Annotated in this window: 20 protein-coding genes and 1 pseudogene; 14 read left to right on the top strand and 7 right to left on the bottom strand. The window is 45.0% G+C overall.

The annotated features are described in order from the left end of the window. The first annotated feature begins 3 nt into the window (after positions 1-3). Entirely contained in the window at positions 4-1,416 is a 1,413-nt protein-coding gene (gene lpdA, locus AUL54_RS03315) for a dihydrolipoyl dehydrogenase (protein ID WP_007409663.1), read from the top strand. Positions 1,417-1,465: 49 nt separating this feature from the next. Here the strand turns inward: lpdA and AUL54_RS03310 are convergent, their stop codons facing one another. Further along, complete coding sequence (locus AUL54_RS03310) at positions 1,466-1,840, bottom strand: hypothetical protein (RefSeq protein WP_016936259.1); 375 nt, start codon at positions 1,838-1,840, stop codon at positions 1,466-1,468. A 248-nt stretch (positions 1,841-2,088) separates the two neighbouring features. Between AUL54_RS03310 and AUL54_RS03305 the strand changes: the two genes are divergently transcribed. Then, positions 2,089-2,892, top strand: a complete 804-nt coding sequence (locus AUL54_RS03305; RefSeq protein WP_060962878.1) for a polysaccharide deacetylase family protein — start codon at positions 2,089-2,091, stop codon at positions 2,890-2,892. 113 nt (positions 2,893-3,005) lie between these two features. Further along, complete coding sequence (locus AUL54_RS20435) at positions 3,006-3,125, top strand: GapA-binding peptide SR1P (RefSeq protein WP_076982563.1); 120 nt, start codon at positions 3,006-3,008, stop codon at positions 3,123-3,125. Positions 3,126-3,173: 48 nt separating this feature from the next. Here the strand turns inward: AUL54_RS20435 and AUL54_RS03300 are convergent, their stop codons facing one another. After that, complete coding sequence (locus AUL54_RS03300) at positions 3,174-4,646, bottom strand: aminotransferase class I/II-fold pyridoxal phosphate-dependent enzyme (RefSeq protein ID WP_060962877.1); 1,473 nt, start codon at positions 4,644-4,646, stop codon at positions 3,174-3,176. 179 nt (positions 4,647-4,825) lie between these two features. On the opposite strand from AUL54_RS03300, the gene AUL54_RS03295 reads away from it, so the two are divergent. After that, entirely contained in the window at positions 4,826-5,092 is a 267-nt protein-coding gene (locus AUL54_RS03295) for a UPF0223 family protein (protein WP_060962876.1), read from the top strand. Positions 5,093-5,126: 34 nt separating this feature from the next. Here AUL54_RS03295 and AUL54_RS03290 read toward each other — a convergent pair whose 3' ends face one another. After that, a complete protein-coding gene (locus AUL54_RS03290; RefSeq protein ID WP_060962875.1) occupies positions 5,127-5,759 on the bottom strand; it encodes a YktB family protein in 633 nt (210 codons plus the stop codon). 238 nt (positions 5,760-5,997) lie between these two features. On the opposite strand from AUL54_RS03290, the gene AUL54_RS03285 reads away from it, so the two are divergent. The 3 genes from AUL54_RS03285 to AUL54_RS03275 all read left to right on the top strand — a co-directional run bounded on the left by AUL54_RS03285 (position 5,998) and on the right by AUL54_RS03275 (position 7,559). After that, positions 5,998-6,186: a hypothetical protein gene (locus AUL54_RS03285; RefSeq protein ID WP_003154513.1), complete on the top strand. Its 189-nt coding sequence runs from the start codon at positions 5,998-6,000 to the stop codon at positions 6,184-6,186. A gap of 133 nt (positions 6,187-6,319) precedes the next feature. Next, entirely contained in the window at positions 6,320-7,120 is an 801-nt protein-coding gene (gene suhB, locus AUL54_RS03280; RefSeq protein ID WP_060962874.1) for an inositol-1-monophosphatase, read from the top strand. Beyond that, a complete protein-coding gene (locus tag AUL54_RS03275) occupies positions 7,107-7,559 on the top strand; it encodes a GNAT family N-acetyltransferase (protein ID WP_060962873.1) in 453 nt (150 codons plus the stop codon). Before suhB ends, AUL54_RS03275 begins: the two co-directional genes overlap by 14 nt. A 49-nt stretch (positions 7,560-7,608) precedes the next feature. Here AUL54_RS03275 and AUL54_RS03270 read toward each other — a convergent pair whose 3' ends face one another. Continuing rightward, positions 7,609-9,174, bottom strand: coding sequence for a M4 family metallopeptidase (locus tag AUL54_RS03270; RefSeq protein WP_060962872.1), 1,566 nt, complete (start codon positions 9,172-9,174; stop codon positions 7,609-7,611). A 322-nt stretch (positions 9,175-9,496) separates the two neighbouring features. On the opposite strand from AUL54_RS03270, the gene AUL54_RS03265 reads away from it, so the two are divergent. The 5 genes and pseudogenes from AUL54_RS03265 (at position 9,497) to AUL54_RS03240 (ending at position 13,767) form a co-directional block, all read left to right on the top strand. Beyond that, positions 9,497-11,434 (top strand): hypothetical protein, encoded by a 1,938-nt coding sequence (locus AUL54_RS03265; RefSeq protein WP_060962871.1) that lies wholly within the window; start codon positions 9,497-9,499, stop codon positions 11,432-11,434. Beyond that, positions 11,424-11,693 carry a hypothetical protein gene (locus AUL54_RS03260; protein WP_060962870.1) on the top strand — a complete coding sequence of 90 codons (270 nt, stop codon included), beginning with the start codon at positions 11,424-11,426 and terminating at the stop codon, positions 11,691-11,693. Before AUL54_RS03265 ends, AUL54_RS03260 begins: the two co-directional genes overlap by 11 nt. Then, positions 11,694-12,215 (top strand): sigma-70 family RNA polymerase sigma factor, encoded by a 522-nt coding sequence (locus AUL54_RS03255; protein WP_060962869.1) that lies wholly within the window; start codon positions 11,694-11,696, stop codon positions 12,213-12,215. Next, entirely contained in the window at positions 12,212-12,505 is a 294-nt protein-coding gene (locus tag AUL54_RS03250; RefSeq protein WP_047475184.1) for an anti-sigma factor family protein, read from the top strand. Before AUL54_RS03255 ends, AUL54_RS03250 begins: the two co-directional genes overlap by 4 nt. A 112-nt stretch (positions 12,506-12,617) precedes the next feature. Next, a pseudogene (locus AUL54_RS03240) lies at positions 12,618-13,767 on the top strand (IS3 family transposase). 62 nt (positions 13,768-13,829) lie between these two features. On the opposite strand, the gene AUL54_RS03235 reads toward AUL54_RS03240, so the two are convergent. Both AUL54_RS03235 and AUL54_RS03230 read right to left on the bottom strand, forming a co-directional pair. Then, positions 13,830-14,447, bottom strand: coding sequence for a hypothetical protein (locus AUL54_RS03235; RefSeq protein ID WP_060962867.1), 618 nt, complete (start codon positions 14,445-14,447; stop codon positions 13,830-13,832). Between the two features lie 309 nt (positions 14,448-14,756). After that, positions 14,757-14,945: a YlaF family protein gene (locus tag AUL54_RS03230; protein WP_016936245.1), complete on the bottom strand. Its 189-nt coding sequence runs from the start codon at positions 14,943-14,945 to the stop codon at positions 14,757-14,759. Positions 14,946-15,056: 111 nt separating this feature from the next. Between AUL54_RS03230 and typA the strand changes: the two genes are divergently transcribed. Together typA and AUL54_RS03220 are read left to right on the top strand one after the other, a co-directional pair. Then, entirely contained in the window at positions 15,057-16,895 is a 1,839-nt protein-coding gene (gene typA, locus AUL54_RS03225) for a translational GTPase TypA (RefSeq protein WP_016936244.1), read from the top strand. A 55-nt stretch (positions 16,896-16,950) separates the two neighbouring features. Then, positions 16,951-17,271, top strand: coding sequence for a YlaH-like family protein (locus AUL54_RS03220; RefSeq protein WP_015239793.1), 321 nt, complete (start codon positions 16,951-16,953; stop codon positions 17,269-17,271). A gap of 41 nt (positions 17,272-17,312) precedes the next feature. Here the strand turns inward: AUL54_RS03220 and AUL54_RS03215 are convergent, their stop codons facing one another. Then, a complete protein-coding gene (locus tag AUL54_RS03215; RefSeq protein ID WP_016936243.1) occupies positions 17,313-17,522 on the bottom strand; it encodes a YlaI family protein in 210 nt (69 codons plus the stop codon). Positions 17,523-17,623: the final 101 nt, after the last annotated feature.

Genomic DNA, 17,623 nt, shown 5'->3' with positions numbered 1-17,623 from the left:
GTTATGGTAGTAGGAGATTTCCCTATTGAAACAGATACTCTTGTGATTGGTGCGGGACCTGGCGGCTATGTAGCTGCCATCCGCGCTGCTCAGCTTGGACAAAAAGTAACAGTCGTTGAAAAAGCAACTCTTGGAGGCGTTTGTCTGAACGTCGGCTGTATTCCTTCAAAAGCGCTCATCAATGCAGGCCATCGTTACGAGAATGCAAAACATTCAGATGACATGGGAATCACTGCTGAGAACGTAACAGTTGACTTTACAAAAGTCCAAGAATGGAAAGCTTCTGTTGTAAATAAGCTTACCGGCGGTGTTGCAGGTCTTTTAAAAGGAAATAAAGTGGACGTTATAAAAGGAGAAGCTTATTTCGTAGACAGCAACTCTGTCCGCGTAATGGATGAGAACTCTGCGCAAACATACACATTTAAAAACGCAATCATTGCTACCGGTTCTCGCCCTATCGAATTGCCAAACTTCAAATATAGCGAACGCGTTCTGAACTCTACAGGCGCACTTGCGCTTAAAGAAATTCCGAAAAAGCTCGTTGTTATCGGCGGCGGATATATCGGTACTGAGCTTGGAACAGCGTATGCGAACTTCGGAACTGAATTGGTTATTTTAGAAGGCGGAGATGAAATTCTTCCTGGCTTCGAAAAACAAATGAGTTCTCTCGTTACCCGCAGACTGAAGAAAAAAGGCAACGTTGAAATCCATACAAGCGCTATGGCTAAAGGCGTTGAAGAAAGACCTGACGGCGTAACAGTTACATTCGAAGTAAAAGGCGAAGAAAAAACGGTTGATGCTGATTACGTATTAATCACTGTCGGACGCCGTCCGAACACTGACGAGCTCGGCCTTGAGCAAGTCGGTATCGAAATGACTGACCGCGGTGTCATTAAAACAGACAAGCAGTGCCGCACAAACGTACCGAACATTTACGCAATCGGTGACATCATTGACGGACCTCCATTGGCTCACAAAGCGTCTTACGAAGGTAAAATCGCTGCGGAAGCTATTTCAGGAGAGCCGGCTGAAATCGATTACCTCGGTATTCCGGCGGTTGTATTCTCTGAGCCTGAACTGGCTTCTGTCGGTTACACTGAAGCACAGGCGAAAGAAGAAGGCATTGAAGTCGTTGCTGCTAAGTTCCCGTTTGCTGCAAACGGACGCGCGCTGTCTCTTAACGAAACTGACGGCTTCATGAAGCTGATCACTCGTAAAGAAGACGGTCTTGTAATCGGTGCGCAAATTGCCGGCGCGAGCGCTTCTGACATGATTTCTGAATTGAGCCTGGCGATCGAGGGCGGAATGACTGCTGAAGATATCGCAATGACAATTCACGCTCACCCGACATTGGGCGAAATCACAATGGAAGCTGCCGAAGTGGCAATCGGAAGCCCGATTCATATCGTAAAATAATCATTGCAAGAAAATGAACAGCCCCCGCTTTTAAAAGCGGGGGCTGTTTTTATTGTGCAAGCACATGCTGCATAGGCTTGATAATATCCTCTTTTTTCTTTACCGCGCCTTCAATCTTCATGACGACATGCCGGTGATTGACCACCATCAGTGCCGGGAATGTGTTGATTTCTTCTTCCCAGCCCTTTCTGTTATCATAAACTTTCATTTGATCAACATGATGGGGGTATTTCTTTTCTAAATCAAGAATCGCATCGTAGTAGGGCACTTCTTTATCTATATGATTTTCATCGGAAAAAAACAAGATTTGAGTGTGATGAATGCTGTCGATCCGGTTATTTTTGAATGGACTGACAGTAGAAACCGAACAGCTTGACAGAACGAACAGCATCAAAAAAAAGGGAATCACCGTACGGTAGCGCATCTATCTTACTCCTCTGTTTTATATAATATATTGGTTCATCCATTTATAAGGACTATATCAAGTGTATCACGAGAGGTGAAAAACCTAAGGCTTGTTACTTAATTGTTATATAATTGAAACCGTTTTTAATGAAGAAATAATACGTGTGACAACTTGTGAAGCCGATGTGTAAAAAAGGCACATTATGTTTCGTGAGAGCGCCGTTTTTTCGTTATACTGTGGGCAAAACCATATCAGGAGGGATTGTCATGTATAAAGCCGCTGCCGCCGTCATATGGATGTGCTTGCTCGTCGGCTGCCAATCAACTGAAAAAACGCAAACAAATAAACAACCCCATTCTCAAGCTACAGTCAATCATGCTAAACAGGAAAACACTCATACAAAAGAGGAAAAACAGAAAAAACAGAAGGCAGAGCCCCGTTACTATATCAATCCGAAAACCTTTGCCGCGGAAAAACTGGATGACCAGAAAGACAAAAAACCGATTGCATTGTTAACGATAGATGATGCACCCGATCAGCATGCCGCTGAGATTGCGGACAAACTGCATGATCTCCATGCGTCAGCGATCTTTTTTGTGAACGGCCAATTTTTGAAAAAAGATGAAAATAAGAAAGCGCTTCAGCATATTCATGAGTTAGGCTTTATGATCGGAAATCATACAATGACTCATCAAAATTTAAAAGAACTTTCCGAACAAAAACAACGGGAAGAAATTATCGGCGTCAATAAAGCTGTTGAAAAGATAACAGGGGAGAAACCGGCGTTTTTCAGGGCGCCTTTCGGAAGCAATACGGACTACAGTGACAAACTTATAAAACAAGAAGGTATGGTGAAAATGAACTGGACCTTCGGCTACGATTGGGATCAGAAATATCAATCCAAAAAAGCGCTTACCGATATCACGCTGAGCAGCCCTTATCTGCGGGACGGCGCCAATATATTGATGCATGACCGGAAGTGGACGGCTGAAGCCATGCCGGACATTGTAAAAGGATTGCGTACTAAAGGATATACTGTGATTGATCCTCGAGCTATAAAAAGACCGTAAAAAATAAATGTGTTATACAATTTATCGGTTGACATATTAAATGTGACATAATAATATAATAACAACAAGTAAGAATTAAGCGTTTTCAAATTCTGAGAAATGGGGAATGAGAGATGGGTACGATTGTTTGCCAAGACTGTAACGAAGCGATTCATTACTTTGAGGATGAGAAGGTAACGACGTTATACGGAACATGCTGCGGACAATGCCGGTGTCATCTTGAAGAGGAGTAAAAAGCGTAAAAAAGGCCCGAAACGATTTCGTTTCGGGCTTCTTTATGTTTATTGGATGGCTTTTTGTTCTTTGATGACTCTGATCATTTCAAGCGTCGCGTCTTCAGGACCCTGCACGGGTAGGCCGGCGTCCAGGTTTTTGAAAATGTAGCTGATGTTTTCTTCAGTAATGATTTCGCCCGGAATAAAGATCGGAATTCCCGGCGGATACACCATGACAAACTCTGCGATGATCCGTCCCGCGGATTCTTTTAACGGAATGACTTCCGTATTTGCGTAAAACGCGTCTCTTGGCGTCATCGCTAAGAGAGGAATTTCAGGAAGCAGAACCTCTGTTTGCTGATGAGCATATTCATTGGCAGCCGCCTGCTTTGAAATGTCTGTAAGCGCGTTTACGAGGCGGTCGGCATCTCCTGCTCTGTCTCCGGGAGTGAAAATACATAATATGTTATATAAATCGGACAGCTCGACTTCGATATTATATGATTCGCGCAGCCATTTTTCAACGTCATGCCCGGTCAAGCCGAGGTTTTTGACCGAAATGATTAATTTAGTCGGATCATAACTGAAGGCGGCTTTAGATCCTGTGATTTCTTCGCCGACACAGCGGATGCCTTCAATTTGATTGAGGCGTTCCCGTGTCTGATTCGCCAGCAGAATCGTATCTTCAAGAAGGCCGCGGCCTTCTGTAGCGAGCCGCTTTCTTGCGACATCCAGTGAAGCGAGCAGCAGATAGGATGTTGATGTTGTCGTCAGCATGCTTAAAATCGACTGCACTCTTTCTTTGGACACAAGGCCTTCTCTCACATTTAAAATGGAGCTCTGCGTCAGAGAGCCGCCTAATTTGTGCACGCTAGTGGCTGCCATATCAGCGCCCGCCTGCATGGCGGACAAAGGAAGCTTATCATGAAAATGAATATGCACGCCGTGCGCTTCATCGACAAGAACAGGCACATTGAAAGAATGCGCGAGCTTGACGATGCTGCTCAGGTCAGCCGCCACACCGAAATACGTCGGATTTATGACAAGCAGACCTTTTGCGTCAGGGTGCTCAGTCAAAGCCCGCTCGGCAGACTCAAGCGTGATGCCGTGAGAAATCCCGAGCTCATCGTCAATTTCCGGGTGTATAAAAATCGGCACCGCTCCGGAAAATACAATGGCCGTCATAATCGATTTATGAACGTTTCTCGGGATGATGATTTTATCTCCGGGTCCGCATACGGCCATGACCATCGTCATAATGGCGCCGCTCGTCCCTTGTACGGAAAAGAAGGTGTGGTCTGCGCCGAATGCTTCCGCGGCCAGGTCCTGCGCTTCTTTAATGATGCCCTTTGGCGCATGTAAATCATCCAAAGGTTCAATATTAATTAAATCTATGCTTAACGCGTTTTCTCCGATAAATTGTCTGAATTCCGGATCCATTCCCGCGCCTTTTTTATGGCCCGGAATGTGGAATTGGACAGGCTGTCTGTCCGCGTGCTTTTTCAGTCCGCTGTACAGGGGTGTTTCATGTTGCGGCAATTGTTTTCCCACCTTTATCATAATACCTACGGATTAGTTTGTATTACATTCAGTATGATTACCCGTTTTTTAAACGTAAAACAAATGAATTATATTATGAACTTGAAAGAAAGTAAAGAACAATTTATGATCTATGGAAGATGCTTATTTTGAGCATGATTATAAAGGAGTGAAGACATTTGGAATATCAATATCCGATGAATGAAGACTGGACGACAGAGGAGGCCGTGGATGTCATCGCGTTTTTTCAGCAGGTGGAAAACGCCTATGAAAAAGGAGCTGACCGCAACAGACTTCTGGATGCGTACCGCCGCTTTAAAGAAATCGTTCCCGGAAAGGCGGAGGAAAAGAAAATCTGCAGCCAATTTGAAGCGGACAGCACCTATTCCCCGTACCGGACTGTGAAAGAGGCGAAACAATCAGATCAAGCGGTTATCAAAATGTAAACAAAGCGAGCCGGAAACCGGCCCGCTTTTTATGTTATGAGACTTTCTGAGTCAGTGTGTATAAAAAGGAAAGCTTCTTAAAAGTATCTTCAATGGTTTGAAGGAATTCATTGTTGTTCATGTTGATCACGTCTTCTTTTTGCAGCTGGATGCCGCACAAAAGCTCTGCTTTTTTCACGGTCTGCAGACGTTCAAATAATGTTTTCAGCTGCTCCTGATCCATCTCCGACTGCTTGTACGCACCGGGCTTCGTGTGATCCGGCGACCATACGAAATGACCGGGAATCTGTTTTGTGATTTCATCCTGCTTTGCTTCCAGCAATCTGCCGTATTCCTCTTTTATCGGAGACTCATAAATGATGGCAAACCATACAAACATATGAGTGTCCCATAATCCGATCTGAAAGTGGGGGAGCTTCTTATAGCCGCGTTTGCTGTTTGCAAAGGCAACCCAGCTGTCAGCCGGCGGGTTGACAGATCTTCTCGCGTGCTTGGCGACATGCGGGAACATTTCATCTCCCGTCAATGCCGACAATGTCGGTGCGAAATGTTCTCCTAAAAGAGTCAGCTTCGGACGCACTTGTTCTTTTAACACCTCCATGCGCGGATCTAATCCTTCTATTGTAAATGTGTCAAAGTCTTCTTTTGTAAAACGCATCTGAGTCATCTTTTTCCTCCTTATCGTAAGTATTCATATTTTACCACAGCCCCTGCCGGCCGCAAAAACATTGAGAACGTTTGAGCGGAGGGGAGTGGTGGTAAAAAATGAATAGGTAAACACACAATTTTAAGAATGTTGTTACAGCCGAATATAAGTTTCCATAGGATATAAGAAGTATCATTAATAATGAATTGGAAAATGGGATGCTTTTTTAACAAATGATCTCTGGAAGGGGCGAAAGACAATGAGGCAAGTGGTGAAGGAAGGATTCAGGGAGGAAAAAAATAACCGTGTAGCTGTCTGGAGACTAGAGGTTGATTATGAATTGGCAACCCTTTATGAGGCCATGCAAAAAGAGAATGAAGATCAAATCGATCTCAGTAAAAGAAAACTGGAACGTCTCAGAAAAGAATGGATTCGTCTTAACGGATAAAGAATAGTAAAAACGAACCGCAGGAAATGGTTCGTTTTTACGTGAGAAGGCATTTTTTTCATTTTCCTTGCTTTTTAATCGTTTTTATCAGTATGCTATAGAGTAAGCTATACATAGAAAAGAGGTACACGGTATGACAAATTGGACGGAAATTGATGATATCGCAAAACAATGGGTAAAAGAAGCCGGAACGAGAATCAGACAATCCATGCAGGAAAGCTTGACGATTGAAACAAAATCAAATCCGAATGATTTAGTCACAAATATGGATAAAGAGACGGAACGCTTTTTCATTGACCGTATACAGGGAACTTTTCCCGGACACCGCATCCTCGGCGAAGAAGGGCAGGGAGATAAACTCCGCTCCCTTGAAGGAATTGTCTGGATCATTGATCCGATTGACGGGACGATGAATTTTGTCCATCAAAAGCGGCATTTCGCAATCTCCATCGGTATTTTTGAAGACGGAAAAGGCAAAATCGGCTTAATTTATGATGTGATGCAGGACGAGCTGTATCATGCATTCAGCGGAAAAGGGGCATATCTGAACGACACGCCGCTTGCTCCTTTGAAAAAAGAGGTTTCCATTGAAGAAGCGATTATTGCAATCAATGCCACATGGGTGACGGAAAACAGAAGAATCGACCCGAGTATTTTGGCGCCGCTTGTAAAACGGGTAAGAGGAACGCGTTCCTACGGCTCGGCGGCACTTGAGCTGGCCAGTGTTGCAGCCGGCCGCATTGACGCATACATCACAATGAGACTCGCGCCGTGGGATTACGCTGCCGGCTGCGTGCTGCTGAACGAAGTCGGCGGCATTTACACGACAACAGACGGCGAACCGTTTACGTTTTTAGATAACCACAGTGTGCTTGCGGGGAATCCGGCGATACATAAAATCATCTTTGACGACTATTTACATGCTGACAGATAGGGAGTTTGAAGAAGAAGATCTGGAATTTCTGGAGCAGCTGGCGGCGGCACACCCGGTGTGGAGAGCCGAAGAATTCGGAACAAAAAATGCGGCGGAGTTTATGCTTGCATACTCCATGTACAATGGAACGTGGCTCGTATGGGAGCTTGACGGCGCTCCTGCCGCCGTCAGCTTTCACTTAGAATGGGCGCCCTCAAACGGAAAACCGTGGCTCGGGACTGTGGCCGTCGCTCCAGAGGCAAAAGAGAAAGGAATCGGCCGGGCGGTCATTGAAGAAATTGCCGGCCGGCTGAGAGCGGCGCATAAAGCGATGTTTGCAGCCGTTCCCCTGGACAGGCAGGAATGGGTTCTGTTTTTAAGCCAATGCGGTTTTGAACAGCTGAAGCTTGAAAAAGACGATCGGGAAAAGACATATATGATCATGGTGAAGCCATTGTGAAATGTATCAGATATAAAAAAGAGACCGGACATCCGGTCTCTTTTCTTATTTACAAGCCGACTGAATTCCAGGCCGCTTCTACGCTTGCAGCATCCTGAGAGCCGTAAAGGTCCCGCGCTGATTGAATCAAAGCTGCTTTTGCATCTTTAAAGGTTGATGACGGAGTGAGGTATACCGTCAGGGCGCGATAGTAAATCTGCTCCGCTTTGTTCACGCCGATTTTTGTAATCGTATTGTAAGCGGCTTTGTTCGGAATTCCGCTGTTTGTATGCACGCCGCCGTAGTCGCCGGCATCAGTGTTCGGAAGGTTTTTGTAATTTTTGTAGTTGTCAGGCTGTCCGTATTTTGTCGGATTTGATAAGCTGCGGAGAGCCGGCTGGCTGACCGTAATATCTTCACCGATATCCCAGTCCTCAGTATCGTTGAAGTACCCAAATACATCAGAGAAGGATTCATTTAAAGCGCCCGGCTGATTTTCATAGTTCAGGTTGGCTGTTTCCTGTGTAACGCCGTGTGTCATTTCATGGGCCGTTACGTCCATTGAACCGGAAAGAGGCGAGAAGAATGAACCGTCACCGTCTCCGTAAATCATTTGGTCGCCGATCCAGGCCGCGTTATTGTATTTGCTGCCGTAATGAACGGAGGATACGATCTTGCCGCCTCTGTTGTCGTAGCTGTTGCGTTTGAACTTCTGATAGAAATAATCATACACTTTGCCGAGGTTGTAATGCGCATCAACGGCAGCGCGCTGAGAAGAAGTTGTAAACTGGTTTGTGGTGCTGGATACGAGTGTGCCCGGCAGGTTATACTCGCGGTTTTGCAGATCGTACGTAATAATTTGTGTTCCGGTAGGTTTAGAAAGATCGCGCAGCACGTATTTGCCGCTTTCAGAAGAAATATTTAATGAGACCGTTTTTCCTTTAAGAGTCGTACCTGTTCCGGTTGCCGCCGCATGTTCCACTTTGTTTTGCTTTTTCAGGATTTTCCCTGTTTCCGCATCAACGGTTACTTCCCAGTTTGCAGGTTCCGGTTCGATATAGCGGATCGTTACATCATAGGCGAGGCGGTATTTTCCGTCTTTTGTAGCTGCTGCTTTGAGCTCGGCTTTATTTTTGTTTGCGACGTTTCCGTTAGAAACGGCTTCAGGTGATTTGCCGATTGCCTTAAAAGCATGGTCCAGCGCCTGATTTGCAGATAATTTTTTGCTGTTTGCCGTTTTGGCAGAAGTATCGTTGTTTAATTCACCGTTAATCGCATAGACGTTGTTGGATTTATCAACGTGAATAATGACTTGAGAGTCTTTCACAGGCACACCGTTCACAACAGGCACATAACGGAAGTGTTTATAGCCGAGATCATCGGTCGTTTGGTCAATCAGCTTCAGCCTTTCAGAAGGATTGCCTTTAAAGACTTTGCCGTTTTGTTTCAAATATTGCTTGATTGCTTTGTCACTGACAGAAGGCAATTCAGATTGCACCAAAGAATGCTTCGGCACAAAATTTGTCATGTTTTCTTTAAGCTGAGGATTCTCAGCGGCCTGAACACCCGGCAGACTGATCGTTAAACTCATAAAAGAAGCGGCGACAGCAACAGACAATTTCTTACCTAAACCCACAATAAATCCCCCTTTTTGAAAATAATGAAAACTTATATTGTTATAATAAACCAGCAATCTCTCATTCTGCAATATAAAACTAGACTCCGCAGCTGAATTGATAGAATCGTCCCGTACAGGCTCCTGGGAGGCGGTGTCAGGGGATAAGCCGAGAGGCACGTGTCGGAATAGACATGAGTCGAATGACGCGATTTCTTCTGAAAAAAATGACAGATGAAGACGGGAAAAATGATAGGGGAAAAATGTTAGGATCTTTAAAACTTTTTTTAATGCCGGTTGTCTAAATGGGTGAGGCCTTAATAAACGTAAAGGATTGTTACAGATGTCAGAGATTTTCAGTCATTTTATTCAGCACTTCGACAGATATTTCATTTTGAGCAGACAGAGTGTGTTGATCATCCAGTGGTCGGCCGTCTGCCTTGCTGTTTTATACGGGCTGACTTTCCATCCGAAAATCAGCCCTGAAAGAGTTTGGTTTTATGGCGGGATCATGCTCCGGGCCGTATTATTGGCTGGCATAACGATTGAATTGGTTCATCAGGTGCAGAGCACTCATTTTAGCGCTCACTATTTGACAACGGAAGAAAGAGAGCTTCTTCCGATCGTTCATCTCTTAATGTACGGATATGTGCTGCTCACTGCGTTTCACTATATGCTGATGCCGCAGGAGCAGAGAGGAAGGGGCATGTTTTATACGTTTGATCTCACTGTGGTGACACTGCCCGTCATTCAGCTGATTTTCAGTTTTTTTGCTTTCTGGAACAGCAATCGTGACACGATGGCTGCAGAGGATATAGTCTCCTCGCTTTGTTCCGTTGCGGTTGTTTTACTCCTTCTGATTTCTATGAATGTTTTATTTTTTAAAATGTATTGGAAACCGAGGCCGGTTTTTATCGGCGTGTTTTATGCAGCGGTCATCGGGCTATTGGTGTGGGTGCTCTCTCCGTCCTCGGCCGGGGTATCAAAAGATTACGGCAGGCTTCTCCCGTTTACGGTGTATTTAACAATGGCGGGTTTTCTGATGACCCATCATTTATTTCATCGGTCAGACAGGATCAGACGGCGGACGAAAAGCTTTCTTGCGGCGGCCGTTGCCGCTGGTTTTATCGTCTTTTTGAATCCGGTGTACAACGCGGGAGATGCCGCATTTGCGGTTTCGAAACCGATAGCTGAAGATTCTGTTGATTATGTGGGCGAACATATTACTTCAGACCAGGCGGAACGGATCCTTACGTCATTTTTTCCGGCGGAGAATCCGATTTATTTGACAGAAACCAATCAGGATCTCCATTACTTTTACCGCTTTAAAACGGAAGATTATGAAGCGGAAGTGGACGAGGTTTCCCGAATGATTACAAATTATCAATATCTTAAAAAACCGGAAGGCCGGACATTAACAGAAGATGAGTACCGGAAAAAGTCGCTGGATTTCTTGTCGGCGCACGGCCGAAAACTAAAAACACAAGGCATTCAGACAACAGTGAGAAAAGAAGACGGACAGTTTGTCGTGGAGATCGCGCCGAAAAGACAAGGGAAGCATCACGAACAAACGGGTTCTGTATTTTACTGGGAAAAAGAAACCATCATGGGTTTTTCAGAAGACCCGTCTAGTTATCAGCTTCAGTCGCTGCCGCAGGTGCACATGACGGAAAAAGACATAATGAAAGCATCAAAAGCCGCCTTTCATACGCTGCAAATGCCTGATCAGACATTTGAAATCATAAATACAGATATCAACAGCCTGATCGGCAGCAGTGTGACCGTAACAGCGAATAACGGGGCGGAGCTGAGATTTAATGCCGAATCCGGACGCCTTATGAAAATCAGAATCTCATCAGGCAGCACCGTTTTGACAAAAAAAGAACTTCAGAAGAGGCTTTTTACATTGCTGGGCGCGGATACTTCAAAGCTTAAACAAATGGACAAATCGGAAGACGGCCTCGTTTTTGAAAAACCTGAAGGAACGTCCGTTTTTACGCTCCGGAATGAAGAAGGCATGATAGAGGCCTCATCCTGCGGACAGGTAAGCGCCAAAACATTCCCGCATACATACAGAGACGGGGAAACAGCCTTCAAAAGAGTGGCGGGGGCATATAACGGCATCATTTACAAAAAGCGGGTAAAGCCTGTCATAGCGGTGAAAGACGGCGTAACATATAACGCATGGCTTGTTATTATTCAGCCGTTCGGTTCAAACCGCCATGACGCATATGTGGTGAATGCGGATACTTACGAGGTGGTGAACCTTTATGAACAATAAAGAAAGAAAGGCTGTCTTCTTCGATTTATACGACCTGTATAAGGAAGGGGAACTTGAAGGCGGCACGCTTCAATGGATGAAAGAACATGAACCGGAATTCGGAGCAGAGGCGGAAAACAGAAAAAGACAGAATGGACATGGTATAAAGCCGCCGCCGGACGACATCCGCCAAATTAAATATATGAAATGCCTGACGTATGGACTGTATGGTTTCTTCATTGTGCTCTCAATCTGGATGACAGTGTGGTTTTATTTTTAAATGAAAAACAAGATGTCAATTGAACAGTTGTACCGTGAACATTATCAAGATATTATGTATTACCTTTACAGACGCACACATCAAGCTGAGACAGCTAAAGATCTCGCTCAGGATACATTTATGAAAGCATTTAACGGGCTTGAGTCGTTTAAGGGGCACTCGTCTATCCGTACGTGGCTCTATGCAATTGCCCACCATACCTTCATCAATTGGTACAGACGGGACAGAAAATACCAATTTTCAGATATCACCTTGAATGAAGGGATTCAGCAAACAACATATGAACTGCCGGAGCATTACGTTGACCGGACAGAGACAAAGAACGCGCTGGCCGGGCAGATTCAGCGTCTGAAAAACGATCAGCAGACCGTTTTAATTTTAAGGGAATTTCAAGAGCTGTCATACGAAGAGATTGCTGATATTTTGGGCTGGAGCCTGCCGAAGGTGAAGAGCACCTTATACAGGGCGAGAATGCAGCTGAAACAGCACTTGGCGGTAAAAAGGAAGGACGGACACATATGACTTGCTGTTTAGTGAGAGATTTACTCCCTTTATATATTGAAGGCGATTGTGAAACAGAAACAGAGCGGTATATTTCCCGCCATCTTGATACATGCGGTGAGTGCAAAAGGGTATATCATATGATGAAGGAGCCGCTTGACTTTGGCGAAGCTGAGATGAAGGCGCCAGACGGTTATGAAGAGGAGGAGAGGCGGTTTCAGGAAAGATATTACGGGAGGCTGCTGACAAAAGCCGCCTGTATGTTCGGGGCTGTATTTCTCATCATGCTTGCGCTTAAACTGCTGAATTAAAAAAACGCCCGGCTGAATGGGACTGACCCCATAATATGAGACAAACAAAAAACACCTTCAAGTTTGAAAACGGATCGTTGTTATCCGAAATTAGACTTGGAGGTGTTTTTCTATGAGGACAAGAGTGAGTTATCCGGTTGAAGTCAAACAGAAGGCTGTAGAAATGAGATTGGCGGGCGTGCCTGTGAAGGAGATCATGCAGGAATTGAATATAAAGAATAAGACGCAGGTGCAGACATGGGTCAGGTGGTATAAAGCTGGGGATACACATCGATTCGAACAACCCGTCGGAAAGCAATATTCTTATGGAAAAGGTCCAGAGTATTCTTCCGAATTAGAGAAACTGCAGGCAGAAAATCGTTATCTGAGACAACAGAATGAAGTGTTAAAAAAGTACAACGAATTGGAAAGGAAGCTGATAGCGAAACGCCAGTCGAGCTTGTAGAAGCATTGCGCGGCACAATGACCATAAAGGATATCTGTATTCATTTAGGTATCTCACGAGCATCTTATTATCGTTGGAAGAAGAATCTGATGAAAGATAACCCTAAATACCATTTAGAAAAACAAATCGGCACGTTGTGCCGAGAACACAAGTATCGATATGGCTATCGGAAAATCACAGCCATATTAAAAAAGGAAATGCGTATAAATCATAAAACGGTTCAGCGCATTATGCAGAAGAATCAGTGGCAATGCCGGGTTAAGGTGAAAAAGCGCAAGAAGAATGGGCAGCCATATGCCGTGGCCGAGAATATATTGGATCGGAACTTTCAGTCTGATCGCCCTCTGGAAAAGCTAGTAACGGATATCACATATTTGCCTTATGGGCAGAAACAATTGTATCTTTCCAGTATATTGGATTTATACAATGGAGAAGTGATTGCTTTTACGATTGGCGATAGACAGGACACAGACTTTGTCTTACACACACTTGATCAGCTGCCTGCACTGCCAGAGAACTGCGTGTTACATAGTGACCAAGGTTCTGTTTATACATCTTATGAGTATCAGAAAGCTGTTAAAACAAAAGGCATTACCATGAGCATGTCCCGCAAAGGGACGCCCGCTGATAATGCCTCCATCGAATCGTTTCATTCCTCACTAAAGTCTGAAACGTTCTACCTCGACAGGTTGGAAAGCACTACGACGACCATCGTAGAACAAACTGTCGAAACCTATATACACTATTATACCACATTCGTATTCAAACGAAACTAAACAACCAGCCGCCGGTCACATACCGACAGCTGGCTGCTTAAAGGTGTTTTGATCCCTGTCTCAAAAACGGGGGTCAGTCCCGAATGACCGGGCGTTTTTTCGTTTACTCAGCCGGGTGAAAGGCTGTATAAATGCCTTCAAGTAATTCCTGCGGCAGTGAATTAAAGAATCCGGCACACAGCTTTGCTTCTTTTTTACCTGCACCTGCTTTTTCAGCAAGCTCCTGATCAAACGTATACACGCCGTCTTCTTCAACCAGTGCAGATTGAAGAATATGAAGACTCTGGGAGAAAGCGGTGAACAGCTGATCAACGATAAGAGCTTCTTTTTCCGTAAAGCCGAGCTCCACTGCTTTTTCTTTATTAAATGTATATTCGCCGTCCGTTTTCTCGATACATTGGGAAAGGACGGTTAAAAATTCCGTTGAGCTGTCCCACAGCTTTTGAATGGTCTGTGCGGCTTCTTTATCTAATCCCAATTCAACCGCTTTTTCACTGTCAAAATAATAGACGCCGTCTTTTTCGTAAATGGATTGGCTGATGATGTCTAAAAGCTTTGCCGCATCTTCCGGTGTTTTCTCGGCAAAAGCCTGCAAGACAGGCGGTTCATTTGCCTGAATTGTTTTTGCACCGGCAGACTCAAGCGGACTGAATGCAAGCAAGGCGGCTGAAGCGGTTGCAGCGGCAGTTACAGCGGTTTTCTTCAAAAAAGATGTTTTCATTTCGTTCTCTCCTTGTTATGTGTATTTGCTTACAGCCACAAGTATAAAAAGCCAGTGATGGAATTGAAATAGGAAGTTTGGTATTTTCTGCATAACGATGCCGGACTAATTCCGGCTGCCTTTTCTGACGGACTCTGCTGTTGTCACTAGGATGCATGCCGCTGTTTCCGGCTTCCTGACTAGGCGGCGGGGGAGATAAGCCTTACATCCCGCCGGTTTTGAGGATGCAAAAAAGCCTGAATTTTTCATTCAGGCTTCATACAATATTGTGCTTTTCATGTTTACGGAATTTTGCAAAGGGTCATGCTTTTAATCAAGCAGTCCCTGTTCGCGCATTTTTTTCTTTACAGTGAAACCGCTTCCCATCATGGCGATAACGAGAACAATGCTTCCGATGACACCCCATGCGCTTTTCTCAGCGATTGATACGCCGATCAGCATCATGCTGAAGACTGCTGCGAATGCAAATAATAATAAGAGCCAATTCAATTTTTTCATATTTCCATCCCCTTTAACGTCATACTTTCAGTTTACAGAAAAACGTGACGCTTTTAAAGAGGATGTGTGGTATAATATGAAAGTTATCTAATTTTTTTAGGAGATGAAAATGTGAAACTTCGAAACGATCTTCGCAATATCGCGATTATTGCCCACGTTGACCATGGGAAAACGACTTTGGTAGACCAATTGCTTCACCAAGCCGGAACATTCCGTGCCAACGAAAATATTGCCGAACGCGCAATGGATTCAAACGATCTTGAACGTGAACGCGGTATTACAATTCTCGCGAAAAATACTGCGATTAACTATAAAGATACACGCATTAATATTTTGGACACTCCGGGACACGCCGACTTCGGCGGAGAGGTTGAACGGATTATGAAAATGGTTGACGGCGTTCTGTTAGTCGTTGACGCATATGAAGGCTGCATGCCGCAAACCCGTTTCGTTCTGAAGAAAGCCCTTGAGCAGAACTTAAATCCGGTTGTCGTCGTAAACAAAATCGACCGTGATTTCGCCCGCCCGGAAGAAGTTATCGATGAAGTGCTTGATCTGTTCATCGAGCTGGATGCAAACGAAGAACAGCTTGAGTTCCCTGTCGTCTACGCTTCTGCGATTAACGGAACGGCAAGTCTTGATCCGAAAAAGCAGGACGAAAACATGGAATCACTGTATGAAACGATTCTTGAACATGTCCCTGCGCCGGTTGATAACGCCGAAGAGCCTCTTCAATTCCAAGTGGCGCTTCTTGATTACAATGACTATGTCGGCCGTATCGGTATCGGACGCGTTTTCCGCGGCACGATGAAAGTCGGCCAGCAGGTTTCATTGATGAAACTTGACGGAACGGTCAAATCATTCCGTGTAACGAAAATCTTCGGTTTCCAAGGATTGAAACGCGTGGAAATTGAAGAAGCGAGAGCGGGAGACCTCGTTGCCGTTTCCGGTATGGAAGACATCAACGTCGGTGAAACCGTTTGTCCGGCTGACCACCATGAGCCGCTGCCGGTTCTGCGTATTGATGAGCCTACGCTTCAAATGACATTTGTCGTAAACAACAGCCCGTTTGCAGGCCGTGAAGGCAAATATGTCACAGCCCGTAAAATTGAAGAGCGTCTGAACGCACAGCTTCAAACAGACGTCAGTCTTCGTGTCGAACCGACGGCATCGCCTGACGCATGGGTTGTTTCAGGACGCGGTGAGCTTCACCTGTCTATTTTAATTGAAAACATGCGCCGCGAAGGCTATGAGCTTCAAGTGTCTAAACCTGAAGTTATCATTAAGGAAATCGACGGTGTAAGCTGTGAGCCTGTTGAGCGCGTGCAGATTGACGTGCCTGAAGAGCATACCGGTTCTGTTATGGAATCAATGGGTGCGAGAAAAGGCGAAATGCTCGATATGATTAATAACGGAAACGGCCAGGTCCGCCTGATCTTTACCGTACCTTCACGCGGGCTCATCGGCTATTCTACTGAGTTTCTGTCACTGACACGCGGTTTCGGTATCCTGAACCACACGTTTGACAGCTATCAGCCGATGCAAAAAGGCCAAGTCGGAGGCCGCCGTCAGGGTGTGCTCGTTTCCATGGAAAATGGAAAAGCGACATCTTACGGAATTCAAGGTATTGAAGACCGCGGCGTCATCTTCGTTGAGCCGGGCACAGAAGTATATGAAGGCATGATTGTCGGCGAACATAACCGTGACAATGACCTTGTCGTCAATGTCAGCAAAATGAAACAGCAGACAAACGTCCGTTCCGCAACGAAGGATCAAACGACTACGATTAAGAAAGCGCGCATTATGTCGCTTGAAGAATCACTCGAGTACTTAAACGATGATGAATACTGTGAAGTAACACCGGAATCCATCCGTTTAAGAAAGAAAATCCTGAACAAAAACGAACGTGAAAAAGCGGCGAAAAAGAAAAAAACAGCAGGAATGTCTTAATCACTTGCAGAATTTGAAAAGATAGAACCCGAACGGAAAAGGGGAGGGGATCTTTTTGAATGAAGTAAGTGAACGGCTGTCGTTCTTTGCTGCGCTTTACCAAGTGGATGAGCATCCGCTGACGGGAATGTGGCTGTTATACGGAACGATCGTCGTGCTCTCGGTGATTGTATTTAAACTCGGCTTTGCCAAAAGGCTGCCGGTTTTAAAGGCTGCGGCAGTTTATCTCTTTCTCGTGCTCGGCTGCACCGTGCTGACTTTTTTCGGTGTGTTTCTGCCGGTCGGAGAAGGGCTTGTTGTCGCCGCCTTGATTTTGATCATTTACAAAATCCGTCTGCACCAGTCCAAAAAAAGCCAGTCAGCTAAACCGCAATAAAAAAATGACCTTGCCTTTCGGCGGGTCATTTTTTTATTGGTTTATTTTTTCACTTTATCTTTTTTCGTTTTTTGCCCTGGATGAAAGGAGAAATGTCCGGTATTCAGCCGCGCCTCTGTTTTGACTTTGATTCGGTCATGGCATTCCTGGCACATATATGTATGAATCGGACGGTTGCGGAGGCGTTTGGCTGTCAGTGTTTCATCATCAATTTGTTCAATTTTGTCGCAAATGGAACATTTAACTCTCATTGATTTTTCACCTCTTTCACTATGACAAGCATTATATCATGGATGACCCGCCTGCCAAAGGGAAAGAAAGCAGCGCCCTTCCTTTGTAGCGGGCGCTGCTT

It is taken from the genome of Bacillus sp. SDLI1 (genome assembly GCF_001553895.1).
In the GTDB taxonomy this organism is placed as follows: domain Bacteria; phylum Bacillota; class Bacilli; order Bacillales; family Bacillaceae; genus Bacillus; species Bacillus siamensis.
This window is presented reverse-complemented; position numbering and strand designations above follow the sequence as displayed.

Bases quoted from the DNA above. Each gene is read 5' to 3' on its own strand.
- AUL54_RS03215 (WP_016936243.1), bottom strand. From the start codon at position 17,522: ATGAGAGTTAAATGTTCCATTTGCGACAAAATTGAACAAATTGATGAT.
- AUL54_RS03265 (WP_060962871.1), top strand. From the start codon at position 9,497: ATGTCAGAGATTTTCAGTCATTTTATTCAGCACTTCGACAGATATTTC.
- AUL54_RS03250 (WP_047475184.1), top strand. From the start codon at position 12,212: ATGACTTGCTGTTTAGTGAGAGATTTACTCCCTTTATATATTGAAGGC.
- suhB (WP_060962874.1), top strand. From the start codon at position 6,320: ATGACAAATTGGACGGAAATTGATGATATCGCAAAACAATGGGTAAAA.
- AUL54_RS03290 (WP_060962875.1), bottom strand. From the start codon at position 5,759: ATGACTCAGATGCGTTTTACAAAAGAAGACTTTGACACATTTACAATA.
- AUL54_RS03310 (WP_016936259.1), bottom strand. From the start codon at position 1,840: ATGCGCTACCGTACGGTGATTCCCTTTTTTTTGATGCTGTTCGTTCTG.
- AUL54_RS03255 (WP_060962869.1), top strand. From the start codon at position 11,694: ATGAAAAACAAGATGTCAATTGAACAGTTGTACCGTGAACATTATCAA.
- AUL54_RS20435 (WP_076982563.1), top strand. From the start codon at position 3,006: ATGGGTACGATTGTTTGCCAAGACTGTAACGAAGCGATTCATTACTTT.
- AUL54_RS03275 (WP_060962873.1), top strand. From the start codon at position 7,107: ATGCTGACAGATAGGGAGTTTGAAGAAGAAGATCTGGAATTTCTGGAG.
- AUL54_RS03285 (WP_003154513.1), top strand. From the start codon at position 5,998: ATGAGGCAAGTGGTGAAGGAAGGATTCAGGGAGGAAAAAAATAACCGT.
- AUL54_RS03230 (WP_016936245.1), bottom strand. From the start codon at position 14,945: ATGAAAAAATTGAATTGGCTCTTATTATTATTTGCATTCGCAGCAGTC.
- AUL54_RS03305 (WP_060962878.1), top strand. From the start codon at position 2,089: ATGTATAAAGCCGCTGCCGCCGTCATATGGATGTGCTTGCTCGTCGGC.
- AUL54_RS03235 (WP_060962867.1), bottom strand. From the start codon at position 14,447: ATGAAAACATCTTTTTTGAAGAAAACCGCTGTAACTGCCGCTGCAACC.
- AUL54_RS03260 (WP_060962870.1), top strand. From the start codon at position 11,424: ATGAACAATAAAGAAAGAAAGGCTGTCTTCTTCGATTTATACGACCTG.
- lpdA (WP_007409663.1), top strand. From the start codon at position 4: ATGGTAGTAGGAGATTTCCCTATTGAAACAGATACTCTTGTGATTGGT.